A 23,068-nucleotide genomic window follows, 5' to 3' on the forward strand; every position below is an offset into this window, starting at 1 on the left:
ATGGCGATTCGGTGGACCGAACACGCCTGATTACGCAAGGCGCAGAGCATGCGACAGGAGTAAGCGCTTTGCATGGGACCAGAGTAACGCGCTAACTCCTGTCGACACTGGAGACAAACTTGAATACTTCCGAACGCGACGCTTCGCCGTTGATCGAAAAACACACCATCGGCTACGTGCCGCCAGAAGATCGCCATGGCAAGGTGCGCGACCTGTTCACGCTATGGTTCGGCGGCAACATCGCGCCATTGCCCATCGTTACTGGCGCACTCGGCGTGCAGATATTCCACCTGAACTTGCTGTGGGGCATCGTAGCGATCATCGTCGGCCAGGCCGTCGGCGGCGTGCTGATGGCGTTGCACTCGGCGCAGGGCCCGCAGATGGGCATCCCGCAGATGATTCAAAGCCGTGCGCAGTTCGGTTCATGGGGCGCGCTGCTCGTCACCGTGATCGCAGGGGTGATGTACGTGGGCTTCTTCGCGTCCAATATCGTGCTTGCAGGGAAGTCTCTGCATGGCATCGAACATGGCATTCCGGTTCCTGTCGGCATCGTGATCGGCGCGGTGGGATCGGGGCTGATCGGGGTCATCGGTTACCGGCTCATTCATATTTTGAATCGCATCGGCACCTGGGTGCTCGGAATCGGGATTTTCATCGGGTTCGGCTATATCCTCACGCATATCTCTACAGGCGATTTCCTGACGCGCGGTGGATTCAACTTCGCCGGCTGGCTCGCGACCGTTTCGCTGTCGGCGCTCTGGCAAATTGCGTTCGCCCCGTACGTGTCCGACTATTCGCGCTATCTGCCGCAAAACGTGCGCGTCGCATCGACGTTCTGGGCGACCTATCTCGGCTGCACGATCGGCTCGACGCTCGCGTTTGTCTTCGGCGCGGTAGCCGTGCTCGCGGTGCCGCCCGGCGCCGACGCGATGGACGCCGTCAAGCAGGCCACCGGACCGCTCGGGCTGCCGATGCTCGTCCTCTTCCTGCTGAGCGTGATCAGCCATAACGCACTGAATCTCTACGGCGCGGTGCTCGCGGCCATCACGTCGCTGCAGACATTCGCCTATCGCTGGATTCCCACGGCGAAGGCGCGTGCCGTATTGTCGGCTGCGATTCTCCTCGCCTCCTGCTACGGAGCGATCGGCGCTTCGACGAATTTCGTCGGCAATCTGGTCGATCTCGTGCTCGCGCTGCTGGTCGTGCTAGTGCCGTGGACCGCGATCAACCTGATCGACTTCTATGTGATCCACAAGGGGAAATACGACATCCAGTCGATCTTCCAGGTGGACGGCGGCATCTACGGCCGCTTCAATCCGCAGGCACTGATTGCCTATGGGATCGGCATCGTCGTGCAGATTCCGTTCATGAGCACGCCGATGTATACGGGTCCCGTGCCGAAGTATCTCGACGGCGCGGATCTCTCGTGGGTGATCGGGTTGCTTCTGACATCGCCGCTGTATTACTGGCTCGCGTCGCGGGACACCGACTATCGGCGCAGACAGTCCGGCGCCTGTGTCACACAGGGTCCCGCGAGACAGTCATGAGCATATTGCGCATTCACGACGATCATGCCGATTTTCTCGCCGGAATCGATCTCATGCTTCGCGGGATCGAGTCAGCGGGCCGTCGCTGATCTGCCATAGCCGTACCCTGCTGCTCACTTGCCGCCAGTAACATCGAGGAACGTGCCGGTGATGAAGGAAGCCTCGGCGCCTGCTAGCCATAGGATCGCCCGTGCAACCTCTTCAGGTTGACCGCCTCTTCCCATGGGGATCGAGTCTTTAACGCGATCCACCCGTCCCGGCTCGCCGCCGCTAGCATGCATCTCAGTGTAAATGTGCCCAGGGCGAATGCAGTTGACGCGTATCCCATCCCGCGCGACTTCTTTGGCGAAGCCGATAGTGAATGTCTCAAGCGCACCCTTCGACGCCGCGTAGTCAACATATTCGTTCGGACTGCCAAGCCGGGCCGATGCCGATGAGATGTTGATCACGGCGCCGCCCCGCCCGTTGTGGCGATACGACATCCGCTTCACCGCCTGCTGCGCACAGAGGATAGGGCCTATCGAGTTGACCGCGAAGATACGCTGCATCCGCTCAAATTCAAGATCCTCCAGCCGGGACTGCTGCGCAATGATCGCGGCGTTGTTCACCAGCACGTCGATCCGGGCAAACTTCCGGTCGATCGCGGCGAATAGCTCAGCGACCTGCTCTGGATCTGCGCTGTCTGCGCGCACGGCTAAGGCCCGGCACCCGAGAGCTTCCACATCAGCCGCCACCGCAAGGGCGGCAGACTCGTTGGAGACGAAACTGATCGCTACATCGTAACCTTGTGCGGCGGCAAGCCGCGCAGTCGCCGCGCCTACGCCGCGACCTCCACCCGTTATCAGAATCAACGGGGCCTGCGAAACAGCATTCATTTAGTGATCCTCCGCGTGGTGGTGCCGATACAAAAGAGCGCAAACGCGCAATGTCAAAGCCCCAAACAAACCGCCCCACCCGCGACGATCACGCACGCGAGCCAGCGTTTTCCACTCACCGTTTCCCGCAGAAACCCACGCCCGATCAGCACCGCGAACACCACGCTGGTCTCGCGCAAGGCCGATACCGCACCCATCGCGCCCGACTGCAACGCCCATATCACGATGCCGTACGCCGCGATCGACACGAGGCCGCCGAAGAGCGATGAGCCAATTGCCATTGGCGCCGTCTTTACCGGTGCCCATAGCGCCACACTCCCACGCGTTACGACGAACAGAACCGGCATCAGCCAATAGAACAGGAACATCCACGCGGTGTAGGCGAGTGCCTCGCCACCGGATAAACGCACGCCGATGCCGTCGATCACGGTATAGATGGCGATCGTCACGCCGGTCGTCAGCGCGGCCAGCAAACCTGCACGCGACACGCGTCCCCTCTCCAGTGCGATTGCGACGATGCCACCCGATATCATCACGATCCCGAGCACATGCAACGGACCGATCGCCTCATGCGCAAAGAGCGCCGCGCCGAGCGTGACGAGCAGGGGCGAGGAGCCGCGCGCAATCGGATACGCCTGCGCCAGATCGTTGCTGCGATACGCCCGTACGAGCGTCACGTTGTAGACGACATGCACGAGTCCCGATGCGACGATGTATGGCCAGGCCGCATCGGACGGTAACGGCGTGAACAGAATCACGACCGTAGAGGCTGCCGCGATGGCGATGCTCATCCATGTCATGGACAGGAACCGGTCGTCGTTGCCGTGCAGCATCGCGTTCCAGCTCGCGTGAAGCAGAGCGGCGAGAAGAACGAAGCCGCCGGTATAACTGAGCATTCGAATTCCGGAAAGAGACGGTATTTAGAAGAATATCTATCTTGTGGCGGGCCATCAAACCAGATAAATTGTCCATTCGCGTTAGATAAACTATTTCGAATGAAACGGACGTTGCCTCCACTCAATGCATTGCGTGCCTTCGAGGCCGCAGGCCGACTCGGCAGCTTCAAGGAAGCCGCTGCGGAACTGCACGTCACTCACGGTGCGGTGAGTCAGCAGGTGCGGCTGCTCGAGGAGTGGCTCGGCGCAGCCTTATTCGAACGGCACAACCGGCGCGTGGTGCTGACCCCGGCGGCCGAGGCGTACCTGGCGGAAGTCGGTCCTTTGTTCGAGCAGCTCTCGCAGGCAACCGCCCGATATGGTTTGCTCGAAGCGGTCTCGCGAACACTGTCCGTGAACGCGCCCGCGACCTTCACGTTGCGCTGGCTGGTGCCGAGACTGGCGCAATTCCGCGCCGAGCATCCCGACGTGGACGTCAAGGTGGAGACGTCGAACGAGTCGCTGGAGAGCCTGGAAGAGATCTATGACGTCGTTGTCCGGGGTGGTCCGGACACGTTTTATGGCTACTCGATGCAGCTTTTCCTGTCCGAGGAGAGACTCCCGGTCTGCAGTCCGGCACTCTTGCAACGACTGCCGCTTCGGACGCCAGACGACCTACGTGAGCATACGTTGCTGCACACGTCGAGTCTGCCGCGACTCTGGCCGGACTGGCTGGCAAGGGCACAGATTTCCGCACTCCGCCCGGCTGCCACCCTCACCTTCGATCACTTCTACCTGACGTTGCAGGCTGCCATCGATGGCATAGGCATCGCGATGGGACCGACTGCGCTTGTCTCAGACGACCTTGCTACCGGCCGGCTTGTCGCGCCGTTCGCTGGCCCTCGTCTACCGTCGCGGAGCTATTGCACTTACGTTCCGGATGGGAGGTCTGCAGATGACGTGATCGTGCTGTTCCGCTCATGGCTCGAGCGCGAGGGGATGCGTTCACGAACGGAGACGGCCCCTTAGATGTGAACTCAGTGAGCGCTATCGGAGTGGAGCGATTGAAGCGCTCCGACGCTTAGCTTATCGAGTCGACTGAAAACGCGATGTCCTTCTGCGCTTCGAGCACCCTTAGACGCTCAGCCAATGCAGCCCTGATCGAATCGTAGGCACCGCCGCCAAGCGTCAGGCGTAACGGCGGATGTGCCGAGTCCGCCGCGACGATCATTGCGGTGACCGTCTTGCCGGCATCGCCCCGAATTGCAAAGCTGTTGGATGCGATTGCCCGCCTGACGTCGCCCGCCGGGGTATCGTCGTACTCGGGCATCGGCACCGCGTGATCGAGACCGGCACCGAACTGCGTGCTCGTCGGCCCCGGCTCCACGATCACGAAGTCGATACCGAATGGCCCCACCTCCTTTGCCACTGACTCGACGAAACCTTCGATGCCCCATTTCGTAGCGTGATAGAGGCTGAAATTCGGGTAAGCGATCTGTCCACCTTCGGATGAGACCTGAACGATCCGGCCGCCGCCCTGGCGGCGCAGGTGAGGCAGCGCCGCACGGATGACCTGAATCGATCCTGTGAGATTGGTGGCGATCTGCCGCTCAATCTGTTCATCAGTCACTTCCTCGGCCGCGCCGAATAACCCGTAGCCCGCGTTGTTCACGACCACATCGATGCGGCCCATCGCTTCGAATGCGGCGGAGATATTCGCGTGCACCTCGCGGGTGTCGGTAACATCGAGCGTCAGCACATGCAACCGGTCGTCGTACTGTTGTTTCAGCTCATCGAGCGCCCCCTCGTGCCGCAGCGTCGCGACGACCCGATCGCCGCGTTGCAGCAGGCGCTCGGCGAGTAGCCGTCCGAGGCCTGACGACGTGCCGGTGATAAACCAGGTCTTCATCATGGTGTGTCTCTCCATAGAGTGGATGGAATGGCATTGCCTGATCACCAGTCTAGGCACCCGTCATTGGTCAGAGAAGTCTCTATAGTACGTATGACCCCGTGAAAATTCGCCACCAATGACCAAGCCGACACTCGCCGATCTCACCGCGTTTTCCGCTGTCGCAACGCATCGGAGTTTCCGCCGTGCTGCCGATGCACTCGGCGTTTCGCGCTCCTCGCTAAGTCACGCCATGCTCGCCCTGGAGCGTGAACTGGGCGTACGCCTGCTCAACCGCACGACGCGCAGCGTGTCGCCGACAGAAGCCGGCGAAGCATTGCTCGCTCGACTTGCACCCGTGCTCCGCGATCTCGACGAGGCGCTGGATGCCGTCGCCGATGCGCGCGGCAATCCGAGCGGCACGCTCAGGATCAACGCCAATGAGGGTGCAGCGCGACTGTTATTGAAAACGGTGGTGCCGCGTTTTCTGAAGCGCTTTCCCGGCATGGCGCTCGATCTGGTTGCAGAGGGACGGCTCGTGGATATCGTCGAGCAAGGTTTCGATGCCGGCGTACGGCTTGGCGAGTCGATTCCGCGCGATATGGTGGCGGTGCGCATCAGCGATGATCTTCGCTTCGTTGTCGTTGCAGCACCTTCGTATCTCGCAGGTCGAACACCACTCATCACGCCCGACGACCTTCGTAGCCACGACTGCATTCGCCAACGTCTGCCGAGCGGCAAACGCTACCGCTGGGAGTTTCGCAAACACGCGCAGGAGGTGGCGATCGATGTTCCAGGCGTGCTTACGCTGGACCATAGCGGTCTGATGGTCGAGGCCGCGTCCGATGGTTTGGGCCTCGCGTATGTACCGGAGTCCACGGCCCGCGACTGGCTGGACGACGGCCGGCTGGTTACCGTGCTGGAAGACTGGTGCCCGTTCATCCCGGGGCTCTGCCTGTACTATCCCGGGCATCGCCACGTGCCTGCTGGTTTGCGGGCGTTCATAGACGTGCTGAGAGAGGTCAATCACTAGCGCATGTGGATGTCCGTTGTCGAGGAGCCTAGCCGACCGCCCAGGTCGCATGCCGTCTGCGCCGCCGCTGGAGACGGCGGCGCAGGTCCTTCAACTGAAGCTACTGCGCTGCCGGCGCGCTAACGCCATCGATGTCCGGCGCCCAACCCGATGGGTTCGAGAAAATCAGCGCGTTCGTGTTGCCCGCCTTGAACGTGCCCGTTACAGCGAGCGTCGAGACGGTGCCCCAGCCACCGCTCGGCGGAAACGACACCGTGACAGGCGTTGATCCGTTAAAGCTGATGTCCGCGGAGCGCGGCGCCGAGTCGCCGTTCGCATAACCCACCAGCACAGTGTAGGTACCGTCCGCGGGGACACTAATGTCGTTGATCGTCAACGTCCCGCCGTTGCCGATATAGCCGACGTCCGAGCCGCCCGAACAAGCGCTGCATGTCGAAATACGCGCGCCACCGGCGAGCACGCTGGTCGACGCTTCTGCCTCGTAAGCGGCCTTGAACGGCGGTAGCGTCACCGGGCCGGCGACGACAGTGACTGTGCCGATCTCGGGCGCAGGCGCAGTGCTGTCCGCGCTCGACAATGTCAGCGAGTTAGCCCCGCCGGCTTGCAACGGCACATAGACCGTGACCGTGCCAATGCGCCCTTCACCGCCGGTCGGCGGAAATGCCACGGTGGTCGCCTGGTCGCCGTCTGTCGAGAGTTGCGCGGTCAGCGTTTCGCGAGAGCGGTTCGCATAGGCAATCGCAACGTATCCGCCGGTACCGGTCGACGCGACGTTGCCGAAGGTTACCGTGCCAAGTCCCCGAACGATCTTGCCACCGTCGCAATCCGAGCAGTGCGTATACGATGCGCCACCGCCAAGTGAGGTCGGCTGGTAGGTCGTCGCGGCGACGTCCTGTCCGCTTACCAGGAGCATCACAGCGCCGCCCGCCGGTACCGTGGGGGCCGTATACGAAGTGACAAACGAACCGAGTTGCTTGCCGGCCCACAGATCACGCACACTCGCGCGCGCGTTCGGCACCAGGCCGAGTTGCTGCCACGTGACCGTCATCGGCGCGTCCGTCGCGCCGTTGTTGAACAACACTACAGCACGCTGTCCCTGGCCGGCCAGAAGCTTCGCCCACACCTGCTGTGCGCCGGACTGCGCTACCTTTACGCCTTGTGTGCCAAGCAGGTCCTGGTCGACCGCAATGACGCCGGTATTGGTCATCAACTGCGTGGCATCTGTGGTCAGCGGCTTCGACAGGTCGTTGCCAAGAATAAGCGGTGCGCCGGCGATCGCCCACAAGCTCATGTGCGCCTGATCGTGAACCGCCGTCATGCCCATGCCGACCACCATCATGTCGGGGTCGTTGTAGAAGCCGGTGTGCTGGGCCTCGGGGTGATAGTTGCCAAAAAAGTTGCCGGTCACGCTGCCGAAGTTCGGCGCGCCGCTGTTCGGCCCGTAGATGTCGCCCGTCGTTCTCCACATCCGACCCACCCCGGCGGCCCACGCCCACGGTCCCTCGTTGAAGTCGGGGTACGTGCTGTTATTGGCGATGGTGCCCCAGTCGCAGATGCTGAGCGTCACGCGGTGGCCGGTCTGCACGTACGCTTTGTCGATCGCATCGGCAATGGCCGTATAGGCTTGCTGCGGATCATAGCCGGCTGCGCTGCCCCCGCAGAAGTCGACCTTCACGAAGTCGAATCCCCACTGCGCGAATTGCAGGAAGTCGTGATCGTAATGCGCGAAGTCGCTACCGACGAAATGCGTGCCGTTGGTTCGCGTCCCGCAACCCTGCGGACCGGCGTCGATGTAGATGCCCGCTTTCAGTCCCTTGCTGTGGATATATTGCGCGATGGCCTGCATGCCGCCCGGCCATTGGGTGTTATCGATGACGAAGTTGCCGTTGGCATCCCTCGTCCCTGAGGTCCACCAGCCTTCATCGGTGTTCACGTACTCGTATTGCGCGCCGGATTTTATCTGCGCATTCAGTGCGGAAAGGCCATCGGCTTCGGCCTTGATCGTGTTGTAATTCACGTTCTCCGCAAGGCTGTTCCATGACGACCACCCCATAGGCGGCGGCACTACAGCAATTTGACGAGAGAGGCGGCGGCTTTGCTGCGCCGCGGATTCGCTTTGCGCGGCAGAGACCGCTACGGTCTGTTGGCTCTTCAACGAAGCGGCGGCGCCACTACCGTCCGACGCATCGCCGCCACAACCCGACAAACCCAGCGACACACTCACAGTTAATGCGGTTAACAGCGAAATGACACAACGTCTGTACACGAGCAGGTTCATGTCTGTCTCCTAGTTGAACGCTTGACTCTTGCGGCAGGGCTGTTTTGGGAGTGACTATATTCAGGTCTGCTCTGGAACTCCAAAAACTTTTTTGTCATCCCATCACGTGGGAATGTTTAGGGATACAGAGATTTATGCGTAAAAGATAAAATCGGCTGACCGCTATTGACGAGAACGCAGACTGCACAAGCGTTTGCAATTTCAAGCCTTAGCCCGTTGTTTCTGCAATGCGGAAAAAGTAACGAGTTCGGCCTGACCATAGCAATTGGGAAGCGGTCGCGATAATCTCCAGCATGCGCGCCGCACGGACCGTCGCTGCCAAAGAGGTTCAGAAACATAACCGGGAGACGTTTCACAATGTCTGACCAACGCGGTAGTCAAACTGTCACGATGTCTGACCGAACCGGTAGTCAATCTGCATTGCGTCAAGTTGCAGCTTCGAAGCTTTTTCTCGGCGCAACGATTGCGATGTTTCTGTCGGGTCTCGGCGCATCGGCGGCTGCGCCACAGATCGTGCTGTTCCTCGCGAAGGAACTCGGCGCCTCGCTGCCGTTAGCCGGATTCTATTATTTGACCAGCCTTGCAGCGCCAGTCGCGGGGTATTTCGTCGGCCGCTACTCCGATCGCACAGGGAATCGTCTCGGTCTTTTTCGCCTGTGCGCTGTGGCGGGTTTTGTGGGCTGGGCGGGGCTCGCCCTCTCTACTTCGGTCTGGATGCCCTTCGTCATCGCCATCGTCTTGCTGGCCGTTTCCGGTGCTACCGCCTCGCAAATTTTTGCGGCAGTGCATGATGAACTCAGCGACAAGCCCGGCGATACAAATGAAAGTGTCGTTGCCATCATCCGTATGGCGCTGACCGGCGGATGGATCATCGGGCCTGTGCTGGGAGCGTGGGTGGCGGCTGCCTATGGCCTGCGCCCCATGCTTTGGATGACCGCCATCTGCATGCTTTTACAGATCGCACCGCTCGGAACGCTGAACCCAACCGCCAGGATCAAGCCGGAGTCGCCGAGTGAGCCCGCGCATCACGCCAGCCTACGTGCCATGCTTCCACTGCTGACGTTCACAGGACTCTTCGTGCTGGTCTACGCAGGGGAGCCAGTGAAATACGGATTCCTACTGATCTACATGGAGGAACACTTAAAGCTGAGTCCGGCCGTACGGGGAGCGGTCATCGGGATACAGCCATTTATCGAGCTGCTCATCATGCCCTTCAGCATCGGCATGGGCCGCAAGCTTGGCAACGTGTGGTTGATGTGTATCGCGGCCGCCATGGGAGTGTGTGCCAATCTTTGCTTTGCGCTCTGGCCGTCCGCAGCGGGCATGTTCGCCGGACAGATCCTCATGGGTGGTGTCTGGGGCATATTTATGGTCCTGGGCATCATCGTCGCTCAACGCCTGCTTCCCAACGCGGTAGCGACGGCCTCGGCAATTTTCATGAGTTCGACGGCTCTCGCCTCGGCGCTAGGAGGCGTCGCGGGCGGTTTCGGAGTGGCATTCCTAGGCCTTCCCAATGTCTTTCTGCTGCCAGCGCTCTTCGCGGGTATAGCCGTTATTGGGCTGGCATTGATGGCACGCACGGAAAGGTTCAGGGTGTATTGATCCTGGCTCAACTTACCGGGAAAGTCTCAGTCCGCTTTTACCGAATCGAGAAACGCTCGCAGTTCGCGCTGCATAGTCGGTGCATCCAGAATGACACTTCCGCCATGTCCGGCGAACACGCCACTGAAGCTTTCGTGAACGAGTCGCTCGAGCGAGCGAAGTTGGGTGGACCAGTCGTACCAGCAGGCATCTCGAAAGGCATGCAGAGCGTGTCTGTGGAAATCCCAACACAGTGAGTCTCCAGAGAAAAGGGCGTGGTTGACGAGGAACATGACGCTTCCCCGTGTATGCCCCGCCACCGGAATGACCCGAACGCCCGGCAACATCTCATGCGCCAGATCACCCGTGATTACGTCAGTGACGAACGGCGCCCCATCGGCGTCGTTTGCATGAATCCAGACGCGGGCGCCAAAGCGCTTCGCATAGAGGCCCGCGTCCGCGACATCGTCGCGATGGGTCAGCAAGATATGATCCAATCCTCCGGTTTCCGCGATCCAGCGCTCGAGATGGCCGGACCAGCGCGGCCCGTCGATCATCAGACGCAGGCCGCCTGCAAGCGTGATGTAGCTGTGAGCGCCGTATGAAGAGCGGGCGTTATACCCGAGCCGCCACACACCGGGAGCCAAGGCTTGCGGGAACAGGCCTGTCGGCATCTTCAAACCTTTTGGCGGCCGAACGGCAGCCGCCGGACAGATAAGGACGCCTCGCCACGCATCTTCTGTTTCCTGTTCACCGGCAGGTTGGTGAGCAAACGCCGAAGCGCCGTTTCGCTCGATGAACAGATTGGGCGCGGCCGTTCGAACCGCGCCGCAGTTGAAGCAAGCTGCGCTTACGTGCCAATGATCGTCGACATCACCTTTGTCCTCCGCCATAGCGCGCTCCCGGTTGATGTTGGGCAGACGGTTCAAAGATAGCATCTTTGCGCGATTGAGAATTGAGCTGCGTTTAGTTGGCCTCGCGACGACCGCCGATGGGGACGCCCCGTCTCTCAGTGCGACCCCGTGGCCGTCGTTTTAGATGCGCGCTCGTGGCGAGTGAATGCGTCAACGACTGCCAGCATCGTCATTCTTCGTGAGGCTCCGATGCGAGTACAGCAACGCCGTCAGCCGCCCGTACGCCTTGGCCCGCAGGCAGCGCGAAGATCGGATTGATTTCTGCTTCGACAATACGCCCGCCAAGTTGCACCGCCATTCGCGCAAAGCCGACGATTGCGGTCACGAGGGCATCAATATCAGCGCGCGGCCGTCCACGATACCCGTCGAGCAGCGGCCACGTTTTCAGTTCATGAATCATCTCGAGTGCGTCATCGCGCGACAGCGGCGCTTCGCTGGAGAGGAGTCGCATCGTCGTGTCCTTGAACAATTCCGCGGTGACGCCGCCCATGCCGAGCAGCAATGCTGTGCCCAACGGGTCTCGATGAAGGCCGAGAATCAGTTCCGTTCCACCGGTCACCATTTCCTGAACGAGAAACTCATTCGCAGATACGCCAGTCGCGGTTTCAACGTCGTCCCGCATACGGTTCAGGCGAGCCCCGATGCTGTCAGCTGTGACCCCAACCGCTACGCCGCCGACATCGCTCTTGTGGGTGATCGTGTTCGACAGCAGTTTGAGCACGACCTTGTCACCCAGCTCGCGAGCGGCGCTTTCGGCTTCATTCGCGTTCGTGACGACACGCTCGCGTACCGCTGTCACACCAAAGCGGGCAAAAAAATCTTTCGCCTGCGCTTCGTTTAGCGATCCGGCGGGTAGATCGCTCACGTTGACTTCTGCTTCGGAGTGTTGTTCGTCCAAACTCACGGTGCGTTGCCTGTACTCGCCGTACTGCCACATCGCCGCAAGTGCGCTCGTCACGCTTTCGGGCGATGGGAATGCCGGCACTCCCTGTTCGTTAAGCAACCGCGTGATCTCCGGTGCGTGAGGGCTTACAAATGCCATCACGGGTTTGTCACTCCCGGGCAGCGAATCGTGGATCGCGCCGGCCATCAGGTCAGGCATCGCGAGGCCCGACGATCCAACGATAACCACGACCGCGTCGTAAGTCGGACTGTCGAGCAGCGTGCCGATCGCACTGCGCAGGAGAGCCGGCTGCAGACCCGCGAGCGTCACGTCGATCGGATTGCGGTCGAGCACTGCATGATCGCCGGTCTGGAGCGCACGCAGCTTTGCAGCAGTCGCTTCATCAGGAGGCGGGGTTTCAAAGTTCGCCACGCCGAGGCTATCGGCGACGAGCGTACCCGCGCCGCCGGTCGAGGTCAGAACCGCCACCCGTCGCCCGGAGAGCTTGCGGCGCGTAGCGAGCGCATGAGGAATGTCGAGCAAATCGGCAAACGTCTGGGCGCGAATCACGCCGACCTGGCTAAAAAGCGCGTCGTACATGCGGTCGGAGCCGGCCAGCGCGCCCGTATGCGAGACCGCCGAGCGTGCGCCGGATTCTGAGCGGCCGATCTTGAACACCACGACCGGCTTGCCCGCTGCCGCCGCCCGTAACGCCGCGCGCCGGAATCGGTCCGGATGACGCAGCCCTTCCATGTAGAGCGCGATAACGGAAGTCGAATCATCGTCCACCAGATAATCGACAAAGTCTGCCATGTCGAGATCTGCTTCATTGCTCGTCGACACCAGCTTTGACAGGCCAATACCGCGTGCTGCCGCCCGCGACAAGAGCGAGCCAAGAATTCCCCCGCTTTGTGACACCACGCCGATCCCACCCACTGTGAAAGCGTCGGTCTCCAGCGCACCGCTTGCTGACAGCGTGATGCGATCGGTGAGATTGACGAGCCCGATCGTATTCGGGCCGAGCAGGCGCATGGACCCTGCTGCCTCGATCAATTGCGCCTGACGTCTGGCACCTTCCTCGCCGATCTCTGCATAGCCACTCGCCAGCACGATTGCAGCACTCGTTCCGCGGCTCGCCAAATCCCGCACCGCAACGTGGGCGCGCTCGGCCCCAAGCAGCACGATGCCGACATCGGGCGCGTGCGGCAAGGACGCTACATCGGGATAACAGGGCAGGCCATCGATCGATTCGTAACGCGGGTTAACAGGGTAGATGTCGCCGCCGAAGCCATGCTTCCTGAGGTAAGCCACCGGGCGGCCTGAAGTCTTGGCTGCGTCCGCCGATGCGCCGATTACCGCTACGCTCGCCGGATGCATCAATTTTGAAATTGCGTTCATGTCGATCTCCTTCGTGCTCACCTGGTTTTGTTCAGGAATGCGAGCACCGAGTCACGATGTTCACGGCTTGTGTAGCAGACGGCCTGTGCCTGGCTGCCTTGTGCAAACACCTGATGCGCGGACAGTTCGTAGCTCTGGTTGAGAATGCTCTTGCCCAGCGCGAGCGCTGTGGCCGAACCCTGACTCAATTCAGCAGCCCAGGCGTGGGCGTCGGTGATGAGCGAATCCGGCTCGCTCAGGCGATCCGCGATGCCGATTTCCAGCGCTTCCTTTGCATCCACCTTGCGCCCGCTGAAAATCAGTTCCTTCGCCCGCGCGAGGCCGACCCGTCGCGGCAAAAAGTACATGCCACCGCCGTCGGGAATCAGCCCGCGTTTGATGTAGCTCCACGTGAAGCTCGCATCCTGCGACGCGAGGACAAAGTCGCAGGAGAGCGCCATATCAGCACCGAGGCCGGCCGCTGCGCCGTTGACTGCGGCGATGGTAGGTTTGGGCATCGAGTAAAGTAGATCGACTGTGTAGTGCACGAGTTGCTGACGGGACCAACCATTGAACGCAACCTCGCCGGCGGGCGCTTCCATACGTTGCGCCATGCCGCTTACATCACCCCCAGCGCAAAATCCCTTGCCGTTACCAGTCAACACCACGGCGCGTACGTCACGGTCGCGCGACACGGCCTCCAGCGCCGCGATCAGTTCGGCACGCATTTCGTTGGTGATGGCGTTACGCTTTTCAGGACGATTCAGCGCGATCGTGGCGACCTGTGAGTCGATGGTGACTTGAATGGTGGATGTGCTCATGCGCGTCTCGATGATTGAATTGGAGTCGACCGACTGATCAAACTGCCAATGCAGCTTAGCCCCACTGGCCACTCACGACACCCCATCAATTCCATTCTGTGGAACGGAGCGAGTTTTATCCCTAGGGTTGAGCAATTCCACTGGATGGAATTGACTGATTGTCATCGAGCTTTCGGCGCCGATAATGGATTCCAACGCAGGACACTTGCCATGACGATCCTGCGGTCCATACAAGCCCGGAGACATGATGCACGCAGCCCGTTCCAATCCGATCGACGTAAGCGCCGTCGCGCAACCGCAGACAGAGGCTGTCTACCGGAAAGTCACCTGGCGGCTGCTGCCGTTCCTCTTTATTTGTTACGTCTTCGCGTATCTGGATCGCGCCAATATCGGCTTTGCGCACCTGCAGTTCTCGCGTGACATTGGTCTTTCCGACGCCGCATTCGGTCTGGGCGTAGGGCTCTTCTACGTGGGTTACATGCTTTTCGAGGTGCCGAGCAACCTGTGGCTCGCGCGAGTCGGCGTGAGAAAAACGCTCATGCGGATCATGGCGCTATGGGGCATCGTTTCGGCGGGCACCGCATTCGTGCAGACGCCGACGCAGTTCTACATCGCGCGCGTATTGCTGGGCGCAGCGGAAGCAGGATTCTTCCCGGGCGTGATCCTCTATTTCACCTACTGGTTTCCGGCCGCGCGGCGGGCCCGAGTCACGTCAATCTTTATGACGGCGATCTGCGTATCCGGCATTATCAGTGGACCCGTTTCGGGATGGATTCTCAATAGCATGTCGGGCTTACTCGGCTACAACGGCTGGCAATGGCTGTTCCTTCTCGAAGGATTTCCGTCAGTGATCGCCGGTGTCTTTGCCTATGTCTATCTGACGGACCGCCCCGAGCAGGCGACCTGGCTCTCGGACGACGAGAAGGCCCTCCTGCTTGCGGAGCTCAACCGGGACGCGCAAACGAAGGCCGCACGCGCTCATGGTTCGATCTGGGTCGCATTGAAGGAGCCAAAGTTCTATTTCCTGACGTTCGCCTATTTCAGCGTGCCGTGGGCGAGCATTGTTGTGCACATCTGGGCACCGAGCGTGATCCAGAAAAGCGGCGTATCGAACTACTGGCACATTGGGCTTCTTTCCGCGATTCCGTATGTGGTTGGCGCAGTCGCGATGTATCTGCTCGGCCGGAACTCGGATCGTATGTTGGAGAGGCGGTGGCATTTCATGGCAAGCGCATTGATGGCCGCGCTGGGCGTCGCGCTTTTGCCGGCGGCGGCGAATCACGCAGGCATTCTTGTGGCACTGCTCTGCGTCGCGACGGCTGGTTATCTGGGCATGCTGTCGCTGTTCTGGACGATCCCACCCGCGTATCTGTCGAGCACCGCCGCAGCAAGCGGCATCGGCCTCATTAGCAGCCTCGGCCAGTTTGGCGGGATTTCGGCACCTTCGGTCATCGGCTATGCATCGACGCACTTCGGCAGCAGCGCCGTGGGCCTCTATGCGGTTGCGTTCGTCTCCATACTCGGCGGTCTTGCAGTGGTGCTAGGTATTCCAGCGCGCGCGATCAGTGAACGCCGGGAATGAAAGGGAAGCGTGCAGTCTTCAGCCTTCCAGGCGCGCGCACGCGGCTGTAATCTCGTCGCGAAGACGCAGCAAGGGCGCCGCGAGTTCGCTTACAACGCTGTCGTTTGACGCCGCCGTGCGGACGCTGAAGTTGAGGACCAGCAAACGATGTCCAGGAATGGCGAGGGGCGTCGCGAGTGCGATCACTTCCGGCTGCCAGCTTGCAACGCAGAAGCCACTTCGGCGCACATCGTCTACAGCTTCAGTGATTTCCCGCTCGAGACGCTCCCAGCCGCTCCGTTTGCGCCGCTTGAACGCGTCCATCAGGGCGGTGAATTCCGCCTGTGGCAGCGCTGCGAGATGCGCGCGCCCGAGAGAAGTCAGTTCCATCGGCACGCGTTGTCCCGAGACGATCGTACGTAGTGAGGCTCGCTGGTTATAACGAATGGACTCAAGGTAGACCATCTCTTCCCGGTCGGCGCCCGCGATTCCGACATTGATGCGCTTTGCCTGGGCAGTGTCGCGGATTAGCGGTCCTGCAGCATTCAGTACCGTGGATCCGCTGCGCAACGCCTGCGCCAGACTGAGCACGGGCAGGCCCAGTCTGTACGCCCTGCGTGCCGCATCGTGCTCGAGATAGCCCGCCTCCACGAGCGTTCGCGTAAGGCGGCTCACCGTCGCCTTCGGCAGGCCGGTGCGTTCCGCGAGTTCTCCATTGCCGAGAAGTGTTGCACCGGGACCGAACGCGCGCAGCAGTTCGAGCCCGCGTTCGAGCGATCGATTCGATGGGGTAGCGTTCGATTGCGGTTGTTGATTCGTGTGGTTCGCCATAGACAGTGGGGTTGCCGTGCTTAATGCGAAAAGGTCGATTATCGATGCCGTATCAGACCGCATCTTAGCGCCGCGGGCCAGTCCGCGGATCATCTATTGTCAAATGCAGTTCATGCCGCTGACGCGCAGCCTATGCGCATTAAGAATGGCGAAGCAATGGACGTCAGCTTCCCGAATTGCTCCTCGACCACATCAAGCTGGAGGTGTGCGATAGAAGCCCAAAAACATACTTTCCGTTGATATAAATTAGTACAACGAGTAACGCGAATACGTCTCTATCGGGAATTACAGGTGGCTGGCGAGCCGGTGCTCGGAGAGCAATGCGTGATCAGGGTACTTCCCGACTACCGAATGCGTTCGGTAGTCGGGCCCGCCCTCATATTCGCACAACGTCTCACGCCCCTCTGAGCCCATTGCGTATCGGCCAAACCCCGGCTTGCCTTTACCTCCCGGATACGCGACATTTCTGGAACCACCAGTAGCGAAGCAGAACGCCCGGATCCAGGACGGTTCGTCACTTCTGCCCCCAGGAACAATGCGCATCCCTCCACTAAAAGCCATCGTCGCGTTCGAGAGTGTCGCCCGGACAAAGAGCGTCAATCGGGCGGCTGATGAATTAGGGTTAACGCCATCGGCGGTCAGCCATCAAATTGCCAACCTCGAATCCATGGTGGGAAGGCCCTTGTTCACGAGACTAGGACGCGGACTGGTACTGACGCCGACGGGTCAGCAGTATCTGGCCGACGTCACCGGATCGCTCGCCGACCTGAGCCGTGCGACGGAGCGCGCATCGAGCCAGTCTGGTGTAGAGATTCTTCGCATTCACTCGAGTCCCAGCTTTGGGTTGATGTGGCTGCTGCCGCGGCTGGCTTTGTTCCAGGAAGCGAACGGCGACATTCAGTTGAATCTCGCGTGCTCGTATGAGGATGTGTCGTTCACCTCAGGCTTCTATGACGTCGACGTAAGGCATGGCTACGCTCATTGGACCGACGGCGAGATCAAAACGCTACGCAACGAGTTCATCGCGCCTCTTGCTTCGGAGGAATACCTGCGAAGACACCCGGTGCGTACCCCCGAGGATCTGCTCGAGCGGCGCCTGATCTTCTCGGAAACGCCTCTCGTGCAATGGAAGCAATGGTTCGGCAAATTCGGCGTCGCCGTGTCGCGCAAGGCATACGATTTCGCGTTCGACCGCTCGTACATGTCGCTCGAAGCCGCTGCATTGGGACACGGCATCGCGCTCGAAAGCACGATGCTCGCGTCGGTCCATCTCAAACGCGGTTCGCTCGTACCGGTCTTCGATCGCACGTATGCGGTTGAGGTCGGAGCCCATCACCTCGTTTACCCTTCCCAGAACGCGGAATTGCCGCGCGTGGCCAAGTTTTTGGCCTGGGTCGAACAAGAGATCAGCCGCGACACCTGAAAATTCTTCAGCAATAGTTGAGCCGGACTGCATTGATCGAGATGGTTGAAGCGCTGAAACTGCGTCTACCAACTAACGTGATCGATGGAGACAAATATGTTGCTCGACAGCAAAGTGGTAATCGTAACCGGCGCAGCCTCGCCGCGTGGCATTGGCCGTGCAACCGCAAAAGCGCTTGCTGCTCAAGGCGCGCGAGTGGTGATTCTGGATCTTCGCAAGGAAGACGCAGAGCGTGCCGCGCGTGACCTCGGCGAAGACCATCTCGGCCTCGCCTGCGATGTGACCGACAAGGCCGCATGCATGGCTGCCGCCAAGGCGGTCATCGAGAAGTACGGTCGTGTCGACGGATTGATCAACAACGCGGGTATCACCCAGCCGTTGAAGACGATGGACATCGGAGCCGACAACTTCGATGCGGTCATCGACGTGAACCTGCGCGGTACGCTCTACATGTCGCAGGCGGTCATTCCGCAAATGAGAGAGCAAAAGAGCGGCAGCATCGTCTGCATGTCATCCGTTTCCGCGCAACGCGGCGGCGGCATCTTCGGCGGTCCTCACTACAGCGCCGCAAAAGCGGGCGTACTCGGTCTCGCTCGCGCCATGGCGCGTGAACTCGGGGCGGACAACATCCGCGTCAACTCGATCACACCGGGCCTGATCCAGACGGATATCACGGGCGACAAGCTCACTCCCGAGATGCGCGTCGACATCATCAAGGGCATTCCACTCGGTCGACTCGGCGATGCGGCCGACGTCGCGAACGCCTGTCTGTTCCTCTCGAGCGACCTGTCGGCCTACCTCACCGGCATCACGCTCGACGTCAACGGCGGAATGTTGATCCACTAAATACGACATCCGTCGCGCTTGCGGCGGATGGCTCAATGCACCCGGCGGTAAAACCCGGGGCGATATGGCAGGAGACAACCATGAAAACGAAGGCCACTGCACCGTCAATGACGGGCGATGTCACATCGCTCGCCGATCCGGCGAGCTTCGAATCAAAAACGTATGCGAAGGTGGGACGGCGCTTGATACCGTTCCTGATGCTGTGCTATCTGGGCGCTTATCTCGATCGGGTCAACGTGGGCTTCGCGAAGCTGCAGATGCTCAACGACCTGCGATTCAGCGAAACCGTGTATGGCTTCGGCGCCGGTATTTTCTTCCTCGGTTATTTTCTCTTCGAGGTACCGAGTAATCTCATGTTACACAAAGTGGGCGCACGAAACTGGCTCGCTCGCATCATGCTGACGTGGGCCGTGATCTCGGCCTGCTTCGTCTTCGTCAAGTCGCCCACCACCTTCTATGTTCTCCGCTTTCTATTGGGCGTGGCCGAGGCAGGGTTCGCGCCGGGCGTCATCCTGTATCTGACTTACTGGTTTCCTTCTGCGCGGCGCGCCAAGGCGCTCTCCCTCTTCTTCATGGCGATTCCACTTGCCGGCATTGTCGGTGGGCCGCTGTCCGGTTACATCCTGCATGCGTTCCAGGGCGTACACGGTCTCGCCGGCTGGAAGTGGCTGTTCATCCTCGAAGCGCTGCCGTCGTTGCTCCTTGGCGTCGCCATCCTGCTCTACCTCGACAACGGTATCGCTGCCGCCAAATGGCTCACTGATCCGGAGAAGGCGCTCCTTGCACGCAACGTGGCGAACGACAACGCCCATAAGGTCGCCCATGTGTCGATCAGATCTTTTATCGGCGATCGTCGTTTGTGGTTGATGGCTGCCATCTACTTCTGCGTCGTGCTCGGTCAGTATGGGCTGACGTTCTGGCTGCCGACGATCATCCGCAAGTCCGGCGTGGCCGACCCGCTGTGGGTGGGCGTCTTTACAGCCATCCCGTACCTGTGCGCCATCATTGCGCTGCCGCTGGTGGGCGCAAGCGCTGACCGCCACCGCGAGCGTCGTCTGCATCTTGCGATCCCGATGCTCGTCTCGGCGGCAGGCTTTGCAACGTTGCCGATGCTGGGCGGAGTCGGCGCGTCGCTGGTGTGTGTCAGCGTGGCCGCCGCCGGCATCCTCGCTTCGTCGTCGCAGTTCTGGTCGTTGCCGACCGCGCTCCTCGGCGGCATGTCCGCCGCAGCGGGTATCGCCGCGGTGAACTGTTTCGCCAATCTCGCAGGGTTCTTCTCGCCGGCCATCGTGGGCTGGTTAAACGACCTGACCGGTAAGTCGACAGCTGGGCTCATCTTTATCTCCGTCGCTATCGTCATCGGTGCCGGGCTTGTTTTCCTCGTGCCAGCCAAAACCGTCAATCGCTGACACCGTTTGCCGCAAAGACTCATTTTTTAATCAAGGAGACATCATGAACAGTCCCTCATCAGATGGGGTGACGCTCGCTGAGCGCGCCTATCGGATTCGCAGAAACGCCTTGCTGATGGGCGAAGTGCAGGGCCAGGGTTATATCGGCCAGGCACTCGATATCGCCGACGTACTCGCGGTTGCCTACTTCGGTGCGATGCGCTACCAGCCCGACAACCCCGACTGGGAAGGCCGCGACCGCTTCCTGCTGTCCAACGGACACTATGCGATCGCGCTTTACGCCGCGCTGTTCGAAGCCGGCTTCCTGCCACCGGAAGAACTCGAAACCTACGGCAGCGACGACAGCCGGCTGCCGATGTCCGGCATGGCGAGCTACACGCCCGGCATGGAGATGTCCGGCGGCTCGCTCGGCCACGGTCTCACGATCGCGGTGGGCCGCTGCCTGGGACTGAAGCGCAAGGGCTCAAACGCCTTCGTCTACACGCTCTTCTCCGACGGCGAACTCGATGAAGGCGCAATCTGGGAGGGCCTGATGTCGGCCGCTCACTGGAAGCTGGACAACCTGATCGCCATGGTCGACGTCAACAACCAGCAAGCCGACGGTCCCTCCTCGAAGATCATGGCCTTCGAGCCGCTCGTCGAGAAGCTCGAAGCATTTGGCTGGTTCACGCAGCGCGTGGACGGCAATGACATCGACGCAGTGAAGGCGGCCTTCGATGCTGCACGCGACCATCCGAAAGAGCAGCCCCGGATTATCGTTTGCGATACCCGCATGGGCTGCGGCGTGCCGTTCCTCGAAGAACGGGAAAAGAACCATTTCATCCGCGTCGATGCCCACGAGTGGCAACTGGCGCTCTCAGCACTCGAAGCAGGGAGACAAGCATGAGCGACACCACTATCACCAGGAAGCCGCGCCTGAAGACCTCGGCGATGATCGCTTCTATTGCCGGCGAAGGGCAAGTCACGCGTTCCGCGCCGTTCGGTCATGCATTGGCCCAACTGGCCCGGGAGAAGACGAATGTGGTTGGTATGACTGCCGACCTCGGCAAGTACACCGACCTGCATATCTTCGGGAAGGAGTTTCCAGACCGCTACTATCAGATGGGCATGGCCGAGCAGTTGCTGATGGGCGCGGCCGCCGGTATGGCGCATGAAGGCGCCCAGCCGTTCGTGACAACGTACGCCGTGTTCGCGACCCGCCGTGCGTATGACTTCATGCACCAGGCCATCGCCGAAGACAACCTCGACGTGAAGATCATCTGCGCGCTGCCGGGCCTCACGACCGGCTACGGACCGAGTCATCAGGCGGCCGAGGATCTTGCGCTCATGCGCGCGATGCCGAACATGACGGTCATCGATCCGTGCGACGCGCTCGATACCGAGCAGATGGTGCCCGCGATCGCCGCGCATAACGGTCCGGTGTATGCGCGCCTGCTGCGTGGCAACGTTCCGGCCGTGCTCGATGAATACGACTATCAGTTCGAACTGGGCAAGGCGAAGCTGCTTCGCGACGGCGCCGAGGTGCTGATCATCTCGTCTGGCATCATGACCATGCGCTCACTGGAGGTGGCGAAGTTGCTGGAAGCGGATAACGTGGGCGTTGGCGTATTGCACGTGCCGACCATCAAGCCGCTCGACACTGAGACGATCTTGCGCGAGGCCCGGCGCACGGGTCGCCTGGTGGTGGTCGCCGAGAATCACTCGGTGATCGGCGGCCTTGGCGAGGCGGTCGCGACCACGCTGCTCACGGCAGGTGTCACGCCGATGTATCGTCAAATCGCACTGCCCGATGAGTTTCTCGGTGCGGGCGCGCTACCGACCTTGCACGATCGCTGTGGCATTTCGACCAACGTCATGGCCAATACCATCAAGGGTTGGCTTGGGTGAGCCCACTGTGTTATCCAGACGCTGCTGTACAGCGGACATCGCTCCGCCTGCGTGTGAAACGAGTCGTCCGCCAGTTTGGGGGAAACGGTGCGTCAGTTCCATCGACGCACCGTTATTACCGAACGTCCGAGCTTTAGAACGGCCTTCCCCATAGCCGACGTTCAACTTCGCAGAGATCGATGTGCGGTGGAAATGCGTGTCCACGACGCAATAAACTCGAAGTATTCGCGCAGGCAGTTGCGAAGCCCGATGACGGCGTTGAGCCTGGAGCTGACCTTCATCAGACGGTCGGCGGCTGGCTAGCGACAAAAACTGCCAATTGAGCTGCGAAAGCACGTTTGTAGGCGGGCCGCGCTTCGCCGCGGGCGACATAGGCGGACAGGTTCGGATATTCGTCAAGCAGACCCGATGCTTTCAACCTGAGTAGCACCGACACCATCATCAGGTCGCCCGCGCTGAACGCACCATCGAGCCAGTCGGCGTTGCCAACGCGATCGGAAAGCTCGCCGAGCCGGTCACGGATGCGATCCTCGACGATAGGCAGGCGCTGTTCGTACCAGGTCTTGTCCTTCTCCTGGAATTTGGTGGTCTGGAGATCGAGGATCGGCGGCTCAACCGTGTTGAGCGCGGCAAACATCCATGTGATTGCGCGTGCCCGGGCATTCGCATCGTCAGGTAGCAGGCCTGCGTGGCGCTCTGCGATATTGAACACGATCGCCCCTGACTCGAACAGGACAAGCGTGCCCTCTTCATAGGTCGGGATTTGCCCAAAAGGATGAAGCGTCCGATGCACGGGTTCCTTCATTGCATCGAACGAAACAAGTCGAACCTCGTAAGCCTGGCCGACTTCTTCAAGCGCCCAGCGAACACGCATGTCACGCGCCAGTCCCCTGCCGCGATCGGGCGAGCGTTCAAAGGCGGTGATAACGGGGATCAGTGGACGGGGCACGGTGATTTCTCCTTGGCTGGATGTCTCGTTGAGTGCCGGATACGCAACTCCAGCGCTCACCTATTCGACGTTCGAGATTGGGCCAAATCG

At 60.7% G+C, this 23,068-nt stretch carries 19 protein-coding genes; 10 read left to right on the top strand and 9 right to left on the bottom strand.

Features of this window, described 5'->3' with window-relative positions; translation table 11 throughout:
• Positions 1–119: 119 nt before the first annotated feature.
• Complete coding sequence (locus KHO33_RS15195) at positions 120–1,547, top strand: purine-cytosine permease family protein (protein ID WP_200564953.1); 1,428 nt, start codon at positions 120–122, stop codon at positions 1,545–1,547.
• A 113-nt stretch (positions 1,548–1,660) separates the two neighbouring features.
• On the opposite strand, the gene KHO33_RS15200 is transcribed toward KHO33_RS15195, so the two are convergent.
• Both KHO33_RS15200 and KHO33_RS15205 read right to left on the bottom strand, forming a co-directional pair.
• The gene (locus KHO33_RS15200) at positions 1,661–2,422 is read right to left on the bottom strand and encodes an SDR family oxidoreductase (protein ID WP_054041387.1); all 762 of its coding nucleotides are present in this window, start codon (positions 2,420–2,422) and stop codon (positions 1,661–1,663) included.
• A 53-nt stretch (positions 2,423–2,475) separates the two neighbouring features.
• Positions 2,476–3,318: a DMT family transporter gene (locus KHO33_RS15205; RefSeq protein WP_054041389.1), complete on the bottom strand. Its 843-nt coding sequence runs from the start codon at positions 3,316–3,318 to the stop codon at positions 2,476–2,478.
• Between the two features lie 99 nt (positions 3,319–3,417).
• Here KHO33_RS15205 and gcvA point away from each other — a divergent pair, with 99 nt between their 5' ends.
• Complete coding sequence (gene gcvA, locus KHO33_RS15210) at positions 3,418–4,326, top strand: transcriptional regulator GcvA (protein ID WP_200564954.1); 909 nt, start codon at positions 3,418–3,420, stop codon at positions 4,324–4,326.
• A 52-nt stretch (positions 4,327–4,378) separates the two neighbouring features.
• On the opposite strand, the gene KHO33_RS15215 is transcribed toward gcvA, so the two are convergent.
• The gene (locus tag KHO33_RS15215; protein ID WP_200564955.1) at positions 4,379–5,209 is read right to left on the bottom strand and encodes an SDR family oxidoreductase; all 831 of its coding nucleotides are present in this window, start codon (positions 5,207–5,209) and stop codon (positions 4,379–4,381) included.
• Positions 5,210–5,324: 115 nt separating this feature from the next.
• On the opposite strand from KHO33_RS15215, the gene KHO33_RS15220 reads away from it, so the two are divergent.
• A complete protein-coding gene (locus KHO33_RS15220) occupies positions 5,325–6,218 on the top strand; it encodes a LysR family transcriptional regulator (RefSeq protein WP_200564956.1) in 894 nt (297 codons plus the stop codon).
• Between the two features lie 100 nt (positions 6,219–6,318).
• Here the strand turns inward: KHO33_RS15220 and KHO33_RS15225 are convergent, their stop codons facing one another.
• Positions 6,319–8,496, bottom strand: a complete 2,178-nt coding sequence (locus tag KHO33_RS15225; protein WP_234480545.1) for a carbohydrate-binding protein — start codon at positions 8,494–8,496, stop codon at positions 6,319–6,321.
• Positions 8,497–8,853: 357 nt separating this feature from the next.
• Here KHO33_RS15225 and KHO33_RS15230 point away from each other — a divergent pair, with 357 nt between their 5' ends.
• Entirely contained in the window at positions 8,854–10,098 is a 1,245-nt protein-coding gene (locus KHO33_RS15230) for an MFS transporter (protein ID WP_200564957.1), read from the top strand.
• Positions 10,099–10,124: 26 nt separating this feature from the next.
• Here the strand turns inward: KHO33_RS15230 and KHO33_RS15235 are convergent, their stop codons facing one another.
• The 3 genes from KHO33_RS15235 to KHO33_RS15245 all read right to left on the bottom strand — a co-directional run bounded on the left by KHO33_RS15235 (position 10,125) and on the right by KHO33_RS15245 (position 14,072).
• On the bottom strand, positions 10,125–11,015 hold the full coding sequence (locus KHO33_RS15235) for an MBL fold metallo-hydrolase (RefSeq protein WP_128576736.1): 891 nt from the start codon (positions 11,013–11,015) through the stop codon (positions 10,125–10,127).
• Between the two features lie 145 nt (positions 11,016–11,160).
• Positions 11,161–13,272, bottom strand: coding sequence for an acetate--CoA ligase family protein (locus tag KHO33_RS15240; protein ID WP_200564958.1), 2,112 nt, complete (start codon positions 13,270–13,272; stop codon positions 11,161–11,163).
• Between the two features lie 17 nt (positions 13,273–13,289).
• Positions 13,290–14,072 carry an enoyl-CoA hydratase/isomerase family protein gene (locus tag KHO33_RS15245; protein WP_054041450.1) on the bottom strand — a complete coding sequence of 261 codons (783 nt, stop codon included), beginning with the start codon at positions 14,070–14,072 and terminating at the stop codon, positions 13,290–13,292.
• A gap of 247 nt (positions 14,073–14,319) precedes the next feature.
• On the opposite strand from KHO33_RS15245, the gene KHO33_RS15250 reads away from it, so the two are divergent.
• Positions 14,320–15,654: an MFS transporter gene (locus tag KHO33_RS15250; RefSeq protein WP_128576740.1), complete on the top strand. Its 1,335-nt coding sequence runs from the start codon at positions 14,320–14,322 to the stop codon at positions 15,652–15,654.
• Between the two features lie 18 nt (positions 15,655–15,672).
• Here the strand turns inward: KHO33_RS15250 and KHO33_RS15255 are convergent, their stop codons facing one another.
• On the bottom strand, positions 15,673–16,464 hold the full coding sequence (locus KHO33_RS15255) for an IclR family transcriptional regulator (protein ID WP_200564992.1): 792 nt from the start codon (positions 16,462–16,464) through the stop codon (positions 15,673–15,675).
• A 535-nt stretch (positions 16,465–16,999) separates the two neighbouring features.
• Between KHO33_RS15255 and KHO33_RS15260 the strand changes: the two genes are divergently transcribed.
• The 5 genes from KHO33_RS15260 (at position 17,000) to KHO33_RS15280 (ending at position 22,029) form a co-directional block, all read left to right on the top strand.
• Positions 17,000–17,887: a LysR substrate-binding domain-containing protein gene (locus KHO33_RS15260; RefSeq protein WP_054041405.1), complete on the top strand. Its 888-nt coding sequence runs from the start codon at positions 17,000–17,002 to the stop codon at positions 17,885–17,887.
• Positions 17,888–17,983: 96 nt separating this feature from the next.
• On the top strand, positions 17,984–18,733 hold the full coding sequence (locus KHO33_RS15265; protein WP_054041408.1) for an SDR family NAD(P)-dependent oxidoreductase: 750 nt from the start codon (positions 17,984–17,986) through the stop codon (positions 18,731–18,733).
• An 80-nt stretch (positions 18,734–18,813) separates the two neighbouring features.
• Positions 18,814–20,142 (top strand): MFS transporter, encoded by a 1,329-nt coding sequence (locus KHO33_RS15270; RefSeq protein WP_200564959.1) that lies wholly within the window; start codon positions 18,814–18,816, stop codon positions 20,140–20,142.
• A gap of 43 nt (positions 20,143–20,185) precedes the next feature.
• The gene (locus KHO33_RS15275; RefSeq protein WP_054041410.1) at positions 20,186–21,028 is read left to right on the top strand and encodes a transketolase; all 843 of its coding nucleotides are present in this window, start codon (positions 20,186–20,188) and stop codon (positions 21,026–21,028) included.
• Entirely contained in the window at positions 21,025–22,029 is a 1,005-nt protein-coding gene (locus KHO33_RS15280; protein WP_200564960.1) for a transketolase family protein, read from the top strand. The genes KHO33_RS15275 and KHO33_RS15280 overlap by 4 nt, the downstream gene beginning before the upstream one ends.
• Before the next feature lie 280 nt (positions 22,030–22,309).
• On the opposite strand, the gene KHO33_RS15285 is transcribed toward KHO33_RS15280, so the two are convergent.
• Positions 22,310–22,978 carry a glutathione S-transferase family protein gene (locus KHO33_RS15285; protein WP_236074677.1) on the bottom strand — a complete coding sequence of 223 codons (669 nt, stop codon included), beginning with the start codon at positions 22,976–22,978 and terminating at the stop codon, positions 22,310–22,312.
• Positions 22,979–23,068: the final 90 nt, after the last annotated feature.

The sequence above is a fragment of the Paraburkholderia nemoris genome, from assembly GCF_905221015.1.
Classification (GTDB): Bacteria; Pseudomonadota; Gammaproteobacteria; order Burkholderiales; family Burkholderiaceae; genus Paraburkholderia; species Paraburkholderia nemoris.